At 49.2% G+C, this 19,911-nt stretch carries 11 protein-coding genes; 6 read left to right on the top strand and 5 right to left on the bottom strand.

Annotated features, from left to right (window positions below):
* The first annotated feature begins 537 nt into the window (after positions 1-537).
* Together FP815_11265 and FP815_11260 are read left to right on the top strand one after the other, a co-directional pair.
* Positions 538-1,998 carry a hypothetical protein gene (locus tag FP815_11265; GenBank protein ID MBA3015512.1) on the top strand — a complete coding sequence of 487 codons (1,461 nt, stop codon included), beginning with the start codon at positions 538-540 and terminating at the stop codon, positions 1,996-1,998.
* A complete protein-coding gene (locus tag FP815_11260; protein MBA3015511.1) occupies positions 1,995-2,792 on the top strand; it encodes a septal ring lytic transglycosylase RlpA family protein in 798 nt (265 codons plus the stop codon). Before FP815_11265 ends, FP815_11260 begins: the two co-directional genes overlap by 4 nt.
* Positions 2,793-2,831: 39 nt before the next feature.
* Here FP815_11260 and FP815_11255 read toward each other — a convergent pair whose 3' ends face one another.
* Positions 2,832-4,238, bottom strand: a complete 1,407-nt coding sequence (locus FP815_11255; protein MBA3015510.1) for a diguanylate cyclase — start codon at positions 4,236-4,238, stop codon at positions 2,832-2,834.
* Positions 4,239-4,670: 432 nt separating this feature from the next.
* Entirely contained in the window at positions 4,671-8,213 is a 3,543-nt protein-coding gene (gene nifJ / locus FP815_11250) for a pyruvate:ferredoxin (flavodoxin) oxidoreductase (GenBank protein ID MBA3015509.1), read from the bottom strand.
* 1,016 nt (positions 8,214-9,229) lie between these two features.
* On the opposite strand from nifJ, the gene FP815_11245 reads away from it, so the two are divergent.
* Positions 9,230-10,648, top strand: a complete 1,419-nt coding sequence (locus FP815_11245; protein MBA3015508.1) for a hypothetical protein — start codon at positions 9,230-9,232, stop codon at positions 10,646-10,648.
* Positions 10,649-10,757: 109 nt separating this feature from the next.
* A complete protein-coding gene (gene pyk, locus FP815_11240; GenBank protein MBA3015507.1) occupies positions 10,758-12,173 on the top strand; it encodes a pyruvate kinase in 1,416 nt (471 codons plus the stop codon).
* Positions 12,174-12,203: 30 nt separating this feature from the next.
* On the opposite strand, the gene FP815_11235 is transcribed toward pyk, so the two are convergent.
* A complete protein-coding gene (locus FP815_11235; GenBank protein ID MBA3015506.1) occupies positions 12,204-14,426 on the bottom strand; it encodes an LTA synthase family protein in 2,223 nt (740 codons plus the stop codon).
* Here FP815_11235 and FP815_11230 point away from each other — a divergent pair.
* The gene (locus FP815_11230; GenBank protein ID MBA3015505.1) at positions 14,400-14,672 is read left to right on the top strand and encodes a hypothetical protein; all 273 of its coding nucleotides are present in this window, start codon (positions 14,400-14,402) and stop codon (positions 14,670-14,672) included. The two genes, FP815_11235 and FP815_11230, sit on opposite strands and share 27 nt — an antisense overlap.
* Before the next feature lie 293 nt (positions 14,673-14,965).
* Here FP815_11230 and FP815_11225 read toward each other — a convergent pair whose 3' ends face one another.
* The gene (locus FP815_11225; GenBank protein ID MBA3015504.1) at positions 14,966-15,880 is read right to left on the bottom strand and encodes a manganese-dependent inorganic pyrophosphatase; all 915 of its coding nucleotides are present in this window, start codon (positions 15,878-15,880) and stop codon (positions 14,966-14,968) included.
* Between the two features lie 387 nt (positions 15,881-16,267).
* On the opposite strand from FP815_11225, the gene FP815_11220 reads away from it, so the two are divergent.
* Complete coding sequence (locus FP815_11220; GenBank protein MBA3015503.1) at positions 16,268-16,981, top strand: HAD family hydrolase; 714 nt, start codon at positions 16,268-16,270, stop codon at positions 16,979-16,981.
* 227 nt (positions 16,982-17,208) lie between these two features.
* Here the strand turns inward: FP815_11220 and FP815_11215 are convergent, their stop codons facing one another.
* The gene (locus FP815_11215) at positions 17,209-19,845 is read right to left on the bottom strand and encodes a response regulator (protein MBA3015502.1); all 2,637 of its coding nucleotides are present in this window, start codon (positions 19,843-19,845) and stop codon (positions 17,209-17,211) included.
* Between the last annotated feature and the right edge of the window lie 66 nt (positions 19,846-19,911).

Here is a 19,911-nt window from a genome sequence, read left to right as displayed (position 1 = left end):
GATTTATGACTAATCATGATTCTTTTAACCGTAAATCGATAACTGATTACCGTTACCCTGTGTAGTTACAGGATAAGTTGACTATAATAAACCGCTCAACGTTGGCCATATAAGCTCTCATTTGCATAAAGTGGCGGTCAAAATCGCCACTAAAAGGGACCAGGACTTCCTCGAAGCTTTTCAACTCACGGATTTAGAATTATGTATCTGGAAAAGTCTTGCCAGATCACTATGAAAAAATTAAATTTTATCTCGATTCCGTCAGTAACTAAATCCTTTGATTTTGGCACCACAGGAATTACCCGAAGAGGGGCGGATGAGGAATAAAAAAATATCTGAATTACTTCTCTGCCCCCTCTTTGTTGCTTATTAAATGTGTAGGCCTGCGTTGATAATAACGCAAGGGAATGTTTTTTATTTCACCACTGTGCGCATTATCGTGGTTGCCTCTTCTTCTATTCCTCTGGCTTTAGGCTGTAAAATGAACAATTATAAGCTGTTCTGGTGGGAAGACTGTTGTTCTCGGAAGGACTCTTTGTGCGTAAAGTAATAATGGGTATGGGCGTAATTCTCATGATGTGGGGGTGCACTGGGAATGAACCAGCATCATCCGGTAGTGCAGGTGATCCGGTTGCTCTGGATGCAACCGGGAAACCTCAGCCATCAGAGAAGGGATGTCGTGGCTGCCATCCGGTATCTCTGGGAGAGAATCATGATTTTTTTTGTGAGGACTGTCATCTTGGTGATGCTCATGGATCCGACAAAAATGCCGCACATCAGGGATTGATCGAACAACCAGCCCATCCGGTCAGCATGACTCGTTTTTGCGGAAGGTGCCATGGGGAAATTGTCGAACAGGTGGCGGGAACGGTGCACTTCACTGTTGCTAATGAAATCAATATGGTCCGTCAGGCCTTTGGTAGCACAGAAACTCTTGTTTCACTCGTCGATATCCCGCGTGGAGACTCTTCTCCGGCAACTCCTTTGCAGCTCGTTGATGACCTCTTGCGTCGGCGTTGCCTGCGCTGTCACGTCTATTCAGCCGGGGAGGCATATCCGGCGACTGTCCACGGTACTGGCTGTGCCGCCTGCCATCTTGCCTTTGCCAGCGGTTCACTGGTTAAGCATGATTTTCTGGCAAAACCAAGTGATCAGCAGTGTTTGAGCTGTCATTATGGGAATCGGGTTGGAGCTGATTACTACGGCCGCTTCGATCATGATGTCAATTGGGATTATCGCACCCCTTTCGCTGCAGGTGAAGAACAGCGTGAGCCCTTTGGTCTTGGTTATCATCAGTTAGTCCCTGATGTTCACCAGAAGGCTGGGATGCAGTGCATCGACTGTCATGGTGCGAGCGAATTGATGGCCGGAAAGGAGTCGCTTTCCTGTGTGTCCTGCCATGGAGATTCGCTTGATCAACGGGTGATATCGGTGACTGACCGTGGTGGTCGCAGGGATTTGGTTCTGGCAAATGGGAAAACGGTGATTATCCCAGTGATGGTTGATTCCGCCCATGACCGTTATGGCAAGAAGGTGGGATGTCAGGTTTGTCATAGTCAATGGACTTTTGGCGATTACGGCAATCATCTCATTCGGATGGACGACCCGGATTACGAAATGTGGGAGGGAGTGACCCGGCAGGGGAGCGCCGAGCTTGAATCCAGACTCGAAACGGCGCTTTATCTTGACGGAGGGGAAGACGAGGTGACTATGGCCGATGGCATTACCGGCAAAGCATTGCCTGGTTTGTGGTTACAGGCCTATGAACTCAGGCGGTGGGAGGATGTTAACACCTGCTTTGATCTTCAAGGAATGCTTCAGGTTTGTCGTCCACTACTTGACCTTTATCTCTCTTTCACTAATAATGAAGGTGAGACAGTATTTGACCGAATTGTTCCACAGAAAGGGACAGTGGTTATGACCCCATATACGCCGCACACCACGGGGAAAGCAGGACAATTTTATCAACAACGGCTTATGCCCTTACATTTACCATGAGAAAATATACTGTAATCATTACGTTGTTTGTTGTTGCTGTCATGCTTCATGGCTGCGCGAGCAAGGTGCCTTACAGTTATACGCCTCAGCCGAAGTCGTTGCCAGTTCCTTCGCGAAAGGAGTCTGCTGTCCGTTATGTTCCTCCTACTCAGCGGCCTTATACAATTGACGGCAAGACCTATTATCCGATTCCTTCTGCCTATGGATATGAGGAGATTGGGGTGGCCTCCTGGTACGGACCGCAATTTCATGGAAGAAAGACCTCTAATGGCGAAACATATGATATGAGGGGCCTTACCGCCGCTCATAAGATTTTACCGATGAACACCAGGGTCCTGGTTAAAAATTTGACCAATGGCAAGGAGATCGTGCTGCGGGTTAACGACAGGGGACCTTTTGCTAAGGAACGTGTTATTGACTTGAGCCTGGGTGGAGCGAGAGCGCTTGGAGTTGATGGTCCGGGTACTGCCAAGGTCAGAGTGACTGCCTTGGGCGAGGCGGAACGAACTTTGGTGAGAGGTCAGGTCAGGAATCGTTTTGTGTCGTCGCGGGATTTCAACGAGGGAGAATTTTACGTTCAGATCGGCGCCTTCACCAGCAGGGATAATGCGAATCGTTTGAAGGAGGTCATGGTAAGCCAAGGGAGTAAGGCCATTGCCCAGGTATATGATCAAGCAGACGGTACCCGCTACTACAGGGTGCAGGTGTGGGTTGGGTGCAGTCTTGATGTTGCGAAGTCTGAAGAGCTAGATTGGCAGCGACGCTATCCCGGGTCATTTGTTATTGCGAGATAGTTCAGGGAAGAGATGTGGGCTTGACGCCTCATCCTCAGGTTATGTCAGCACGTAGCAATTTTTGCCGGACTCCTTGGCTTGATAAAGATTTCTATCGGCGCGTTTGATGAGACTGTTTGGTGTGTCCTCGGTTAGAAATTGGGTGATGCCGAGACTAACGGTCTTGTTAACCTTTTCGCCCTGCTGGGGAAAAAAATCCGTCGCTGCAAAGGTTTGTCTGATCCGTTCCGCCACAAAAATCGCCTCTTCTGCTGTTGTGTCTGGCAGGATGACGGTAAATTCTTCCCCGCCATAGCGATTACCTCGGTCAATGGTTCTGATGCTTTGGGTGATAATCTTCCCCATGACGGACAAAACTTTGTCTCCCTCAGCATGACCGAAGGTGTCATTAAAGTGTTTGAAGTTGTCGATGTCCATAATGATCATGGATAGAGGGCGGTTATACCGTCTTGATCGGTCGGTTTCATTCCGCAGGGTCTCGTTGAAATGGCGTTTATTGAAGAGACCTGTCAATTCATCGACAATGCTGAGTTCTTTGTAACGGCTCTCACTCTCCTTAAGCAGTATTTCTGCCTTGACCTTGGTTGTGATGTCGGTGATGTGCTCGACCATTCCCAGCAGTTCTCCCACCAAGCCACGAAATGGGGTGGAGACGATGCTGTAATAGATCGTCTCACCGTTTATATCTTGCTTTTCGATTTGGCTTTCAACCCGTTTTTCGCCATTATTTATTCTCGTCAGAGGACACTCTGGTGTGTTGCAGAGGGTGGAGTGGAACGCCTCGTAACACTTGCGGCTTTTGACCTGATCAGCGGTGGTATTGGCCATTTTTAGAAAGGTTTCGTTGTTGCGGATGATTTCGAAGTCATTGTTGACTAAAGCGATCCCGCCAGCCACGGTCTTGAAGATCTGATTGACTTCGATATACGCCCTTTCCGCATCCATGGCTAATTGATTTGCGTGTTCTATGGACCCTTCAAGTTGTGAGTTTACGTCTTCCAGTTCAAGTTTGTACCGATCAATGGATTTTACTGTTTGTTCAATGGCTAGGCGTTCCGACATACTACGTTTGGCAATGGCGAGCCAGTCAGCAATTTGTGATGTCATGACCGGTTGGTCCATGCAGTAGCAGGCCCCAGCCATGAGAGCAGTGGTCTGGTCGATAGAATTGACTTGATTTGCGATCATGAGGATGGTGCAATAACCGCCAACAGGAGATGATTTGATCTGTCGGCAAAGAGTACGGCTTGTATCGGCAGGTAAGTTCCATTCGATGATAACTAGGCGATAACAGTCATTGTTAAATAAGGCCCAGGCAGCCTCTCCAGAAGAACAAATCTCTGCGTCGAAACCAATGGCTGTGGCATTGTCGCGCAACCATGCTTGGGCATCAACTTGATCTTCGACGATGAGGATTTTTTGTTGTTGCTGTTCTGTATTAACCATAAGCTTAGAGAGTGTTCTTGTGGAGGTTTGAGGTCAAGGACCTTAGTACCTGTCAGTATAGCATAGCATTAAAAAAAAATTCTATAAAAATTCCTTAAGCAGATAACTTGGTGACAAGTTATCCCTGTAACTATTGTCTATTGGAAGGTAAGCTGAGATTATTCCTGATCGAGAACTTAATGAATATCTTAGCCGGCCTGTCTGACAACAAAAAAAGGCGGCTGTTCCAAGAGGAACCGCCGCCTTTTTTTGTTACTAATAGAGTAACTATCCACCTTCTGACCCAGAAAGGTGCCGAAGCCCAGAACCGTAACTGTTCAGCAGTGCCGCAGATGCTAGGCATCGGCCTGCGATGTGTGCTTTTCGCACATGAGCAAGCCGATAACAACGCAGATGTGGCACTACTGGACAGTTACCTAATAGAATTAATATTTAGTTGGTTGGCTCAAGGGCCTTGGCACGACCCTCAAGGAATTTCCAGCTTTTCTCAACGTCCTTCTGTGACAGTGCCATCAACTCATCGGCCATGCTCGGGTTAGTAAGTTTCAACGCTCGGTAACGGTTTTCATTCAAGGCGTATTCCGCGAACGGAATAGATGGGGCCTTGGAGTCGATGTGAAGCGGGTTTTTGCCTTCGTTCTCAAGTTCCGGGTTGAAACGGTACAGCGGCCAATGTCCGCATTCAACGGCTTTCTTCTGCTGATCAAGGCCCTTGGTCATGTTGATGCCGTGGTTGATGCAGTGTGAGTAGGCGATGATCAGAGATGGACCATTATAAGCCTCGGCTTCGGCGATAGCCTTGGCGGCTTGACCTGGATTGGCGCCAAAGGCGATTTTTGCGACATAGACGTTGCCGTAAGTGGAGAAGATCATGCCGATATCCTTCTTAGGCATTTTCTTTCCACCGGCAGCGAACTGAGCAGTGGCAGCGCGAGGAGTGGACTTGGACATCTGACCACCGGTGTTTGAGTAAACTTCAGTGTCCATGATCAGGACATTAACGTTTTCACCTGAAGCTAAGACGTGATCAAGACCACCGTAGCCGATATCGTATGCCCAACCATCGCCACCAAAGATCCAGACTGATTTTTTAACCAGGAAATCGGCAATGGGGAGAAGCCGTTTAACGATAATTGAATTAGATCCTGCCAGAGTATCTTTGAGTTTTGCAACCCGCTCACGTTGGGTATCAATTTCGGTCTGTGATTTTTGCGAGGCGTCGATAATGTCGCTCGCAATTTTCTTGGTGATGAGTTTTTCGTTGACAGCCTTGCCCAGTAATTCAATCGCTTGAGATGCCATTTTGCTGACAGTGTTGCGCATGCCAAGACCAAATTCGGCGTTATCCTCGAACAGGGAGTTTGCCCAGGACGGTCCGCGACCTTTGGCGTCCTTGCAGTAAGGGGTAGTCGGCAGGTTGCCCCCGTAGATCGACGAACAACCGGTGGCATTGGCGATCATCATCCGGTCCCCAAACATCTGAGTGACCAGTTTAATGTAAGGAGTCTCGCCGCAGCCGGCGCAAGCGCCTGAGAACTCGAACAAGGGTCGCATGAGCTGACTGCCTTTGACCGTGGACGGATCAATCTCTGCCGGGCTGATTTCGGGCAGGCTGAGGAAGTATTTGACGTTGGCTGCTTCGGTGACGCGCAGAGGTTCGGTGTTGGGGATCATCTGCAGAGCCTTGGTTTTGGCCGGGCAGGCCTCAAAACACAGGGTGCAGCCGCAGCAGTCTTCAGTGAAGACCTGGATAGTGGCTTTACGACCTTCGAACTGCTTGCCGACGGCGTCAACGGTTTTAAAGGTCTTGGGCGCTTTCTTGAGGTCAGCGGTTTTGACGATCTTCAGCCGAATAGCTGCGTGTGGACATACCAGTGAACAGCGTCCGCACTGAATGCAGTTTTCTGGAAGCCATTCCGGTACTGAAACGGCGATATTGCGTTTCTCATACTGGGTGGTGGCGGTTGGCCAGGTGCCGTCGTTCGGAATCTGAGAGACCTTCAAGCTGTCGCCCTTGCCCTGGATCATGGTGGCGGTAACTTCCTGTACAAACGTGGGAGCATCGGCCGGTACGGTAAGGGGCAATTCGTGGCCACTGATCGTTTTCGGGATCTTGACCTCGGTGATATTGCTCACTGCAACGTCAACTGCATCGTAGTTCATCTTGACGATCTTTTCGCCCTTGTTGCCATAGGTTTTCTTGATTGCGCCCTTGATGGCCTTGATCGCTTCTTCCTTGGTAAGGATTCCGGAGATCAGGAAGAAGGCGGTCTGCATGATCATGTTGATGCGGGCGCCAAGACCGATGGCATGACCCAATTTGATCGCATCGATCACATAAAATTTGGTCTTCTTGTCGATCATCTGCTGTTGAACTTTGGCAGGTAATTGCTTCCAGATAGACTTGGCGTCAAAGTTTGTGGTCAGCAGGAAAGTGCCGCCGACTTCCAGATTGGACAGCATGTCGTATTTGTCAAGGAAGGTGAAGTTGTGGCAGGCGATGAAGTTTGCTTTATTGATCAGGTAGGGGGCAACTACTGGATTCTTGCCGAAGCGCAGGTGGCTGGTGGTGATCGAACCTGATTTTTTTGAGTCGTAAACAAAGTAACCTTGGGCTGAGTTGTCAGTCTCGGTGCCAATGATCTTGATGGTGTTCTTGTTTGCTCCGACAGTGCCGTCTGAACCTAAGCCGTAGAACATAGCACGGTAGACATCAGCTCCTTCGATGTTAAACGAGGGGTCATAGTTTAAACTGGTAAAGGCAACGTCATCGTTTGGCCCGACGCAGAAGTGGTTCTTGGGGGCCCATGAGGACATGTTGTCAAAAACTGCCTTGACCATGGCTGGGGTGAATTCAGCGGAACCTAAGCCGTAACGGCCGCCAAGGATCAATGGCTGACAGTTGGTCCGGCATGATTCAACAGCCTCGCCTATAGCAGCGCGGATATCAAGGTAAAGGGGCTCACCAACGGATCCGGCCTCTTTGGTGCGATCAAGAACGGTAATCTTCTTGACAGTGCTTGGAATTGAGTTGACCATTGCTTTGCAGTCGAACGGCCGGAATAGACGGACGATCATTAATCCGACCTTTTTGCCAGTGGAAATGAGGTGGTCGATGGTGGCGGCAACAGTCTCGGCACCAGAACCCATCATGATGACAATTTCTTCAGCGTCAGGCGCTCCGTGATAGTCAAACAGGTGGTACTGGCGGCCAGTGATCGCTGCAAACTTGTCCATGGTGTCTTGAACGATGGCAGGGCAAGCGCTGTAGAAATTGTTGGCGGTCTCGCGGCCAGTGAAATTGACATCAGGATTCTGGGCGGTGCCGCGAATCATTGGATGATCTGGGGTCAAGCCACGAAGGCGGTGGGCAATCAACAGATCTTCGTCGATGATAGCGTTCATGTCGTCATAGGTGAGTTGCTCGACCTTCTGAATTTCATGTGAGGTTCGGAAACCGTCAAAGAAGTGCATGAAGGGGATGCGGCTCTTGAGAGTGGCTTGGGTTGAGATCAAGGCCATATCCTGGCACTCTTGAACGTTTTGTGAGCAGAGCATTGCCCAGCCAGTTTGGCGGGCGGCCATGACGTCGCTATGGTCACCGAAAATCGATAGTCCTTGGCCGGCCAAAGCCCGGGCGGAGATATGGAAGACAGTCGAAGTCAATTCCCCGGCGATCTTGAACATATTGGGGAGCATGAGCAGCAGGCCCTGTGAGGCGGTAAAGGTGGTGCACATGGCGCCTGTAGTCAGAGAGCCGTGCAGAGCGCCGGCCACGCCGCCTTCTGATTGCATTTGGGTAACAGCCGGCACGGAACCCCAGATATTCTCCTGAAGGGCTGTTGCCTTGGAGTCGGCTTCGGCAGCCATCGATGACGAAGGGGTAATAGGGTAGATGGTGATGATTTCACTGGTTGCGTAAGCTACATGGGTACAGGCCTGGTTTCCATCAATGGTGACCATTTTTCGGGACATAGATTTCTCCTTTGCTTATTTTTTAAGTAAGAGTGAAAGTTATGAGGAATAATTAATTAAATGGTGTGGTTTCTTGAGGCGAGGAGTCGAAGTGGGAAGACCGTCGAGTACTCAACACTCTCGTACGCTGAAAGTATAGGGGTATGTTTGATGATGCCTAAGGTGTTGAAAATATTCAAAACAACAAAAAACAACCTTTTTAAACTAATAAATGTAAACGAAGTTTAGAATAATATCTAGTTTTTTGTAAATACGATAAAATTTATATGAATTAATTGAACCATTCATCAGGGGGGCCAGAATTTTCTAGAACCTCGGGATTGAAAGTGCCAAGTGGTGTTGAAGATGCTGAATGGTTACGAAATCATAGTCAAATCGAGGTTGTGAAATTGTTTGTTCGATGTGGGGTGTTAAGGGTAAAGGAGTAAAAGGACGTCTCTATTCGGTTGAATTTTTTAATTGGCGCATGCTATCATGGAGGATCATTTTCATGTGCAGTGACACCTATGTTGTTATTCTTAAGGAAAAAAGATACTGATAAAATTGCAGCCGCCAGGTGGTTGGTTTGAAGGTCAGGCAAAGAAGATCTTTCGGTATGAACATACTACTAACTGCAGGTTTTTTTCTATCTTCTTCAGTCTGATATTGTAATGAAAATTTGATGGCGTCGCAAAAAGCCCGATCTACTGCGTTGCAGCGCACTTTTGCTCATTCGGCACACCATATGTGTGGCCTCATTCGCAAAAGCACACTGCGCCTCGGAGTCTCTCTTCGCTCGCTTACCTGTATATCGGCCCTTTTGCTTAGACATCGACTACCTTTTTGCGAAATTGTCAAAATTTAACTGAATAAAAATGATGAAGATCTTTGTATATGCCATAGAACGTATCATTCTTGTTATGTTGCTTGTTTGTGTCTGTCCGGTAGTGTCAGTTGGGCAAGATCTTGATTTGATGATATTTTATTCCAACGATGTCCATGGCGAGACGGAGCCCTGCGGCTGACATAGCCATCAGTTGGGCGGTCTGTCCAAGAAAGCCTTTCAGTTGAATGCCATTGCCACTAAGGATGAGGCCAGGTCTCATCTCACTCTGGATGCGGGAGACCTGTTGTTTAAGGGTGGCGCTGTCACTCTTCCTGGCCAGGAGACGCTTGGTACGTTGAGGGCCGCAGCCATTGTTGAGGCTTATGACGTTATGGGCTACGATGCGGTTGCGGTTGGAGGAAAAGATCTTGCTGCGGGTATTCCTTTTCTGCAATCGTTGCGTAAGAAATCGAAGTTTGTGTGGGTCAGCGCTAATCTCGTGACCAGATCGACGAAGAAATTAATTGTTCGGCCTGGTGTGACCTTGAAGGCGGGTGATGTTAAGGTTGGAGTGATAGGTCTGACCGGACCGGCGATACTCCCCGCCACTGAAGATGCCATGATCCTGCCTTGGGATCAGGTTCTGCCCGAATTGCTCGTTAAAGTCAGTAAGAAACACGATCTGGTTGTTATTTTGTCCAACCTCCCTGTTGCAGATAATCAACGTATAGCTGAAAGGTACAAGACCGTTCATTTGATCATTCAGTCCGGGGTTTCAGCAAACTCTATCACCCCTGAACCGATCAATAATACGGTAGTTGTGAGTGTCGGGTCGCAAGGCAAGCAGCTTGGAGTCATGGAGATCGATTGGCAACCGAGCAAATGGTGGGACAACCAGAAGGGAGAAGCTTTGATCCGTAAAAAAGAGGCTCTGGAGCAGGTTCGTTTTCATCTTCTACAATTTCGGCAGGAGAAAGATCCTGAAATCGCCCTGCGCAATCGCCCTGATCAATTAAATACATACCATCTCCTGCAGGGGAGAGAGCGTGAATTTGTGAGTGACATAGATAAGTTGACTATAGAGATAAAGAAGGATGTGGCAACCAATGGGCAGCCTGCGACGTACCGCAACCGATTTGTGCCCATGGAAGTCAGCCTGCCTGACCAGCCTGAGGTGCTTGAGATAGTCACTCGTCTTAAAGAGGCGGTTAATTCCTTGGGTCAACAACAGAGCAAGATGGAACCATCTGCTCCTGTCAGTCAGCTCTATCTCGGGAGTACGGGGTGCGGACAGTGTCACAGCGCTCAGCGCGCAGCCTGGTTGAAAACACCTCATGCTATGGCTTTTAAGACCTTGGAGAAGGCTCGACAGCAATTCAACCCGGAGTGTTTGCCGTGTCATGTTACTGGTATGTCCATGGCTCAAGGTAAGGAGGCATTGTCTCTGCCTGAATATCTAAGAGGGGTGGGGTGTGAATCATGCCATGGTGCAGGGCGAGGTCACGCCGTAGCGCCAAAGGGCAATGCCATGGTCAGCACACCGAGTCCTTCGGTATGTTTGCACTGTCACATTCCACCTCATGATCCGGATTTTGACTATGCCAAACAGATCAAGAAGGTGGGACATTGACGAGATTTAAACTGGTGAAGGGGCTCCTCATGAGCCGCTTACTCACATCACAGTAAAATAAATATTTCAGGGGATCATCTATTCTGATTTTTGGAGAGTTCTAGTAACTATGCGTAAAACAAAAATAATTTGTACTATTGGCCCAAAGACAGCGCCCTATGCCATGCTGCAACAGCTTGCCGAAAAAGGGATGAATGTCGCACGCTTGAATATGTCTCATGGCTCTCTGGAGTGGCATTGGGACGCTATTCGAAATATTAAAAGGATCAACAAGAAGATTGGTACGACTATCGCTATTATGCTGGACACCAAGGGCCCAGAGGTGCGGACCGGTGATGTTAAGCAGGACTTACCTCTTCAGAAGGGAGAGATCCTTATCCTGACAGTTCGACGTCAGGCAGAGCTTGAGCCATATTGCGTCGAGGTCAGCTATGACGGGTTTGTCAATGATGTTGAGGTGGGTGATATTGTCCTTGTCGATGGCGGGATGATCAGTCTGTTGGTGAGGGCCATTCACGATTCCGATGTGGTTTGTGAGTCATTGGATGATGGGATTCTCAGTTCAAGGAGGCATATCAATATCCGCGGCAAGAGCGCTGACCTGCCTTCAATTACCGACAAGGATTGGCAAGATATTAATTTTGGCATTGATAACAATGTTGATTTTATTGCTCTTTCCTTTGTGCGTGGCGCTTCGTCAATAAGCGAATTGCAGAGCTATCTGGCGGAGAGGAAGGCCCCGATTGATCTTATTGCTAAGATTGAAAGCGCCGAGTCCATTCCCCATCTGGATGAAATTATTGCGGTGGCAGACGGGATTATGATTGCCCGTGGTGATTTAGGCGCTGAGTTGCCCTATGAAGAAGTGCCGTTGTTGCAGGACGAGATAATCAAAAAATGCAGGTTGGTTGGAAAACCAGTTATTGTTGCCACCCATATGTTGGAGTCCATGATCGTTAATCCAACGCCCACCAGGGCTGAGGTTACTGATATTACCTATGCTGTACAACAGGGGGCCGACGCCATCATGCTCTCCGGTGAGACCGCTACTGGCAAGTATCCGTTCAAGGCGTTTGAAGTCATGGATGCCGTAGCGCGGAGAATTGAGCGGCAGATGGAGTTATCGAAAGTTGTTGAGGTGCTTGCTTCCATAAATCCTAAGGATGAGATAGCACGGAGCGCGGCAATTTTGAGTAATAACTTGCAGGCGGCTGGAACTCTGGTGATTACCAGGCGGGGACTGATGGCTGTATTGTTGTCCAAATGTCGACCTATCGCTCCAATCCTTGCCATTACCAATACGTCTCATGTGCGCCGCAGGTTAGGTATTCATTGGGGAATTCATGCCTTTCGCATTAAATTTTCAAATGATCCTGAGGTGACTATTCAGCGTGCGATAGAGCACCTGCGGCGGAAGATGACCTTGTTGCCTGGAGATCGGGTTATTGTCCTTTCCGATATTCTGGCTGGGGGGAAATTTGTCGAGACCGTTCAGATCCGAGTCATTGAAGGGGCGTCTGCGTAACTGTTTCGGCAATGAATTGTCTGCTGGGAGTCAGGTTCTTTTCTTGGCGTGGGAACTGGTGGCGTCGGGGGCGTTGGTCGCAGCCGGCGGAGCAGTGATTGGTCTGGTGTTGACGCGAAATTCATCGATTTGAATCTCACCATACCCTTCTCCCAGTAAGTGAAATGAAAACCCTCTTCGTCCTGTCGGGTTGTCAATATCAAAGTTGATCGACATCTCTTCGCCGGTGTGAAGTAGAGGTAGCTCGGGTGGCTGTGCAGAGCTGTCTTTGTCGAATTCCTTTAAGGAGAGCTTGAGCGCAGCCCCTTGGTTATCAGTCTGCACGGCAGTGATGCGCAGGCTGACGGAGGTTCGCGTCCCTTTGCCAAAATCGAGGTATTGGGCACCGATGAGATTATCTGTCCAGTCATTCATCACTGTCGGTTTGAGTTGGCGGATGTCGCCATTGGCAAACAGGAAGTTTTGTTCATCATCAGGCTGCAAGACCGAGCGATTTAATGCCTCGACCAAGGCGAATTGCTTTTTTGCTTTAGTATCAGAGAAACGTCGTAACTCTGGGGCTTGCGGGATGTTAAACCGGTATCCCTGGTCATATTCTCGGCAGACTCTCTGAAAATTACACTCTTCAAGGTTCCCAGCGCTGTTTAGGTGACGGTTGAATCCGTTGGTGTAAGAGAGGATCTCTCGGCCTTGGTCGTAATTACGGAACATACTTCTGCCAGAGATGCCCGGAGTCATGGGCAAACTAAAGTAGTCCAACACTGACGCGGCAAGATCGATGTGACCGTATACTCCCTCCTTGAACGCGGGTAACTCTTCGTGCTCCGGGGCAATAATCATGCTTATTCCCCAAGCACTCCCCATTCGTAGTTCATTCCCTCGGGCCTCGTCCGAGGTGATAATAACAAGTGTGTTTTCAAAAACTCCCATCTCTTTCAATTGAGTCAGGAAGTGGCTTGCTGACTCATCCAGAAAGGCTATGGCAGCTAGTATTGGTGACGGATAGCGCTCAAGGTATGATTGAGGCGCGCCATAAGGCTGGTGGGTACCTACGGTCAGGAGTGTCAGAAACCATGGTCTCTCTTGCTCTTGCAATTGCTGGATAGCTTGGATGGAGCCGGAGAAAAAGGCCTTGTCATCCCATCCCCAAGTAATTTCATCACCCTCTCCAGGTAAGGGAGTGATGCTCTCTCGTCCACGTGTCGTCTCAAATCCTATGTGGGGCATGACCTTGTCTTTTGACATGAATGCGAGTTCTGCCGCTTGCAGAAAGTGGGTGGAAAATCCGTAATTGGCGAGTTGGGCAGGAAGGCATGATGTTCGTATTTCTTTAAATGTTAGCAATTCCGTAGCCTTAGGTGTGCTGAAGTCGAGCTTGGGATAGTCTCCGCAGAGTAATGAGTACAGTCCGCGTATGGTTTGATGGTTATGGACTACGAAGTCCGGGATGTGCATGGCGTCGTACTCTTGGGCCAGGGCACTGAGTTGGGGCATGGGCTTTTGATCGGACGGATAGCCTTGGTGTTCTCTGATTTGATCGATATCGGCCCCCGAAATTCCTTCAAGTACAATAAGGAGGACATTTCGTGCCTTGCCTTGGTTGATCAGTCGAGTTCCTTGCAGGTCCAGGCTGGTGAGTTTTCTTGCTTGGACACTGGCCCAGGCGATGTCTGTCGTTTGGTTGTTGAAGATGTATTTGGAGGTTGTTTCCACGACAAGTTTGTGCAGAATATCATACTGCTTCCAGGGCGGTGCGGCCAAATCCCATTGTCGAGTTATCATATGCAGGGGAGAGAGCAGAATTACTGCCAAACAGATATTGCGAAACCCTAATGAACGGGGTGTAGGTCTTGAAAGAAGGCGTATGCCTGTTAAACCGAGACTGCCGGTGAGCATCGCCAGCAGAAAGGCTGGGTGAGTCAGGCCGTTGCCTTGTAAGGACTGCTGAACCATAGTGCGGTCCACAAGGTAAATGGCATCGGTGACGCTGGGCATTCGTCCTACGGCAAGAACAAGTTCCACGGTGACGCTTTGGATGATGCTCCAGAAAACGAGGGTGAGAGCGATAATGAGGGGGGGGCTGCGGTAGGTAAGTAGGGCGATAAGAGCGGCGCTGCCTAAAGATGAGATTACTCCTGCGGCAGACCAGCCCCAGAGTAATCCGTGAATGATGAGCGGTAGCAGGAGCACGAAAAGCAGTAATGAAATAATCAGTTGTGTGGAGTGATGTCTGATGAAGGGGGTTGGGTTCACAGACTAGGCCTCTATGATGGAGGAGATGACCAAGATGACTTGTGTTTGAACTTTTGGTGGGGAACAAGCATCATCAAGGAAGAGATTTTTTGTTGCTTTCGGTTTGGTTTAAGTGGGGAAGGATATGGCGACGAAAAACAGAAAAAATATAAGGGCATTATGCCAATAAGTCAAGGTGACCAACATAAGGGTATTGTTAAGCGAAAAGCCAAAAATATAAAATTATTTTATGACGTTACACAGTAACAGGAGCGATAATGCGAAAGGAGACCTATTAGTTGTACTTTTGTCTACGAAGAGGGGGATGACGAATCAAGAGCGGGATTATAGATAGTTATAAGAAAAGAGGTCATGCGCCTTGATAGCGGCATGACCTCTTTTGGGGTGACACAAACTTTCTTATTGGAATGACTCGTTACATCTGCTCAACAAAAAAGGCTGACAGATAGGTCTGTCGGGTCATGGATGTGTCAGTTGGTTTTGGTATGGCTAAAAAAGGATTGATTCCGTTTATTAAGGAATAGATCCCTCTGATCTTATTAGCAACCAAAAGCCTTTTGCAGCGGCGGAACGGTTTGTTTCTTGCGGCTCATCATGCCTGGAACCCACATGGACCCGTTGTCCAGTTTGCCGTTGAATGCCTTCTCGATGAGTGCGTTGTCTTCGGATACAATCAGCAGGTCGGTGCCTTCCTTGACGACATCGGTGAGCATGAAGAGGACGGAGTGACGTCCTTCAGCCTTCAGGGTTTCCATTGCTTTGACCAGGTCGGCGCGTACGGCGGCTGCTTGATCAAGGGTGGCAAGTTCGAGCTGGCCGATGCCAACTTTTTTGCCATTCATGTCGAAATCCTTGTAGTCACGATTGAGGAGATCCTTGATCGGGATGCCGTCGATAGCGGATTTTGATTTGAGCATGTCCATGAACAGTGAATCGGTATCGGTGATTCCTGCGGTAGCAGCTAATTCTTTAACAGCAACTTTGTCTTCCGGGGTGCAGGTAGGAGACTTAAAGTTAACGGTATCGCTTAAGATCGCAGCGGTCATGATTCCGGCAATATTCTTGTCAATAGCAATGCCATTGGTCTTGAAAATTTCGTTGATAACGGTGCAGGTACAGCCAACTGGTTTAGCGTAGAAGAAAATCGGGCTGTTGGTAGTCACATCGCCGATCTTGTGATGGTCAACCACTTCGACAACGTCAGACATATTGGCAGGACCCTGGGCGATGTCGCTGAAGTCTACCAGAATGAGTTGTTTGCCGGCGGCGTCAGTCATGATCTCCGGGGCAGCAAAACCGAACCTGTCCAGAACCAGCTTGCTCTCGGGGTTCAGCTCGCCTTGCATAGCCGGGGTAGCGTCAACGCCCTGGGCTTTTTTAAAAGCAGCATAGGCAATCGCTGAGGCTACTGAATCGGTATCCGGGCTCTTGTGCCCTACAACGTAAATTGACATACTTACTCCTCCATCCTTGTGAAATGAATAATAATGAACCTGTGTATAGCCTGACTATCCTCCCTGTGGATAGCAGCCGACAAAACATAGTGCTAATCAAAAATCCAGTCAAGCACAAAAAATGATTCAGGACTTCTTTGGTAAGATAGGTGTCAATGTCGCCACTCTGGAGATGTCAAGAAAATGCTCGATGACGTTTTGTCAGCAGGCAGCTTGGGTCTTCTTTCGTTGTCAATGCCAATGAAGGATGGTATAAATTATCGATTGCTGGAGAAAAAATAATGTCAGCCGGTGATCGGACTATTCATTATTAAAGGCCATGATAGTTCACTGGGGGCAGTCCCTTTATTCAATTGAAGCTGGGTGAGTGTTGAGAGGCATGTGCTAATGAAGCAGGTTAAGGCTGTTGTCTTCGATCTTGACGGAACCCTTCTTGATACTCTGGATGATCTTGCCGACTCGATGAATGATGTCTTGGCGCGTCTTGATTTTCCTGTTCACTTGCGAGACCAGTATCGATATTTTGTCGGTGATGGGATGGAAAACTTAGCCCGCCGTGTTTTGCCTGAGGTTGATCGGACGGATGAGATGGTTCGGCGGGTAAGTGATGAGATGCGGGTTGAGTATCAAGGTCGGTGGGCAGACCGGACTAAGCCTTACGACGGCATTGTTGAGTTGCTCGAACTATTGTCACGTCGTGGTTATATCCTTAATATTCTGTCGAATAAACCTGACGAGTTTACTTGTCTGATGGCAGATCATTTTTTTGCCGGCTTCCCGTGGGCTCAGGTTCGCGGCGCTCGGATAGGGGTGCCGCGGAAGCCAGATCCTGCCGGAGCCTTTGCCATTGCCAGGGAGCTTGATCTTGACCCTTGTCAGTTCCTCTATCTCGGGGATACTAATACTGACATGATCACGGCGAGTTCCGCGGGTATGTATCCGATTGGGGTGCTCTGGGGGTTTCGGACCCGGAGTGAACTTGAACAGTTCGGCGCCAAGACGCTCTTAGCTCATCCTCTCGAGTTCCTTACTGCAATTGATGTAAACGTTCACCGGGCACCCCATTTGCTTCGCAGTCTCGCAAACTCGCTTAGCTGTTAGCGGCCTGCTCATGTGCAACTAGCACACTTCGCAGACCGCTTTCGCGCATCTGGGGCACCCGGTAAACGTTTACAGTCCGGTGAAATCCGCACGTTCAACGCTTCTGGTGAACGATTACCAATTGATAGCTGACGTGGTGTGGGCGGCGTGTTGGTCCCTTAAACGAGTTTCATTCTACTGCTGTTTTTCCCTATGTTGGATGGATTGATGTCTGCTGAGGGGGAGGGCTATCTCAGATCTAATCTTCTATGGGGGGGGCCGAACAGCACACTAGTAAGTTTATTCGCTGTAATGGGCTTTTCAATGAGGATGATGCCCTGATCCAGGACACCGTGATGGGCGATGGCGTTATCCGTGTAGCCGGACATGTAGAGGATTTTGGTTTCTGGTCTTTTGGTCGTGATGGCCTCAGCGAGTTCCCGTCCGTTGAGGCCGGGCATGATGACATCGGTCAGCAGGATGTCGATCTGTCCGTCAAAGGAGTCGCTGAGTTCTAAGGCCTCAGCTCCATTGCCCGCTTCCAGTATTGTGTAGCCAAGAGGTCGCAGGATATCTGTGACCAGAGTTCTGATCGAGGACTCGTCATCTACCACCAAGATGGTTTCGTGGCCATGGGGGAGTGTTATTGTGGGGGATGGTTCAATAGTTTTTTCGACTGAACGGTCGACAACCGGCAGGAAAATTTTCAGGGTAGTGCCCCTGCCCAGTTCGCTGTACACAAAAATGTGGCCGCCGAGTTGTTTAATGATGCCATAGACCATGGACAGTCCCAGACCGGTGCCTTTCCCCCGTTCCTTAGTGGTGAAGAATGGATCAAAGATTTTTTCCTGGGTTTTCCGGTCCATGCCCTCCCCGGTATCACTCACTGAAAGCACTACGTGTTGGCCTGGCAGTACCCCGTCGTGGGTACTGACATAGGCATCGTCAAGTTCCCGATTTTCCGTTTCAAGGATCAGGCTGCCGCCTGTGGGCATTGCGTCTCTGGCGTTGACCGCCATGTTCAGCAGGACTTGTTCCATCTGCCCGGAATCAAGGAGTACGGTGTCATTTTTTGCTGCGGTACGGACCTCCAGGGAGATATCTTCCCCGATCATCCTGCCCAGCATTTTGGTTAGATTCTGGACGAGCTGATTCAGGCTGCAGGGCGCCATCTGTATCGTTTGTTTTCGGCTGAAGGCCAGGAGTTGTCTGGTGAGTTCGGCGGCCCTGTGCCCGGCCTCCATGATGCACTGGATCTTTCCTCTAGTCGGGGCATTTTGGTCCAGATCCATTAGTAACAACTCGCTGTAGCCGATAATGATAGAGAGGATGTTGTTGAAGTCGTGGGCAACCCCGCCGGCCAGGATGCCGATGGATTCCATCTTTTGGGATTGGGTAAGCTGGCTCTTTAGTTTTTCCTGTTCATCTGCCGCGTGTTTTAGCGCCATGATGTCGGTAAGGCTCCCTCGTAAGCCAAGGAATTTACCCGAGTTGTCATGTATTTCTGTGCAGACATGGCTGACCCAGCGGACTTGGCCTGTTTTGGTGACGATCCGGAATTCCAAGGCGATTTCCTTGTTGTTTTCGTCGGTGGGATGCGTATGGTTGGCCCATCGCTCCCGGTCTTCCGGGTGGAAGATCATATCCAAGAGGCCAGGATCAGAGAGGAACTCTTCTTCTGAATATCCGGTGAGTTCTGCACAATTGTGGGAGACGAAGAGCATCTCCTTACTTGGTGCCCGCCAGAAGATGAAGTCGGTAGCGAATACGGTGACGGTGCGGTAGATCTCTTCGCTTTTTTGTAATTCTGCCTGCTGCCGATCAAGTTTTTCGAGCATGGAATTGAAGGTTCTGGCCAGGGTACCGGTTTCGTCTTCTGCCGTGGTGTGGAACAGTCGGGCCTCTCCTTTTTTGTTATCCAGCTCTGCCACATGCTGGGTGAGCGCTAATAGGGGGGTGGTTAGATATTGGCTGAAATAGCGAATGATAACGATAGCCGTCAGGGTGATGATCATTATTCCGGCCAGAAGGATCTTGACGGCACGAGTGATCAGGACATAGGCCTCAGCCTGAGGGTAATTTGCGGATAGGATCCAGTTTCGCACTTTCAGGCGTTTGACTGAGGTAAGCATTGCTATGCCGGACGCAGTAATGTTCTCCTTCGTGCCTTCAAAGCCATCAATGGCCTGATCAAACAGGATGTTTTTCCCGTTGGGCATCTCTTTGAAGATCATGGCCTTGTCCGGGTGCATGATCACGATTCTGTCCGCCGTGATCAGGGAGAGATAGCCGGTTTTGCCAATCCTTTTTTCCGAGATCTTGCCTAGCATATTGCTTCTCATCAGATCAATACTGCCAGCGAGGATGGCAATGATCTTGCCTTCACGGTCAAAAACCGGAGCGGTCATCATAATCACCGGGTGCTTGTGGGCCTGGGAGGTGATATAGGGATCGGAGATTACAGGCGCTGAGGTGGCAAGGGTGTCTTTAAGATAGGGTCGGAAAGAAAAATCTTTTCCTCGCCGATTGGGACTGAATGGGGATTCGGCAATGATTTTCCCTTCTGGTGAAAAGAGAAAGATGTGATTGTCAAAGGCCTTGTGCAACCCTGGGTGATGATCCAGAAAATCCTGGGCTGTATCGCCTGAGGCAATGGTTTCAGCTGAGATCAAGGAGGTTGTGTTGGTGAGTTGGGATTGGGCAAGGAAGAGCTTGTCCTCAAGTGAGTCTGCAATTTCGGAGAGCAAGGAGAACTGTTCGGTCGAAATAATTTCTGTGAGCTGCTGCTTGAACATCGATAGAACCAGGAAGGATGTGGCGCACATCAGGCACAGGAACAGTAGCGAGATGGCGGAGGTCATCCTGGTTTTTAAGGTGAACTTCATTCAAGGACTCCGTGATTCTTGGGGTAACCGGGTATGATTGGAAACTGCGGCAAGGTCCATGATAGT

The organism is Desulfobulbaceae bacterium (genome assembly GCA_013792005.1).
Classification (GTDB): Bacteria; Desulfobacterota; Desulfobulbia; order Desulfobulbales; family VMSU01; genus VMSU01.
The sequence above is the reverse complement of the archived record's forward strand: the minus strand, read 5'-3'. Positions and strand labels throughout refer to the sequence as shown.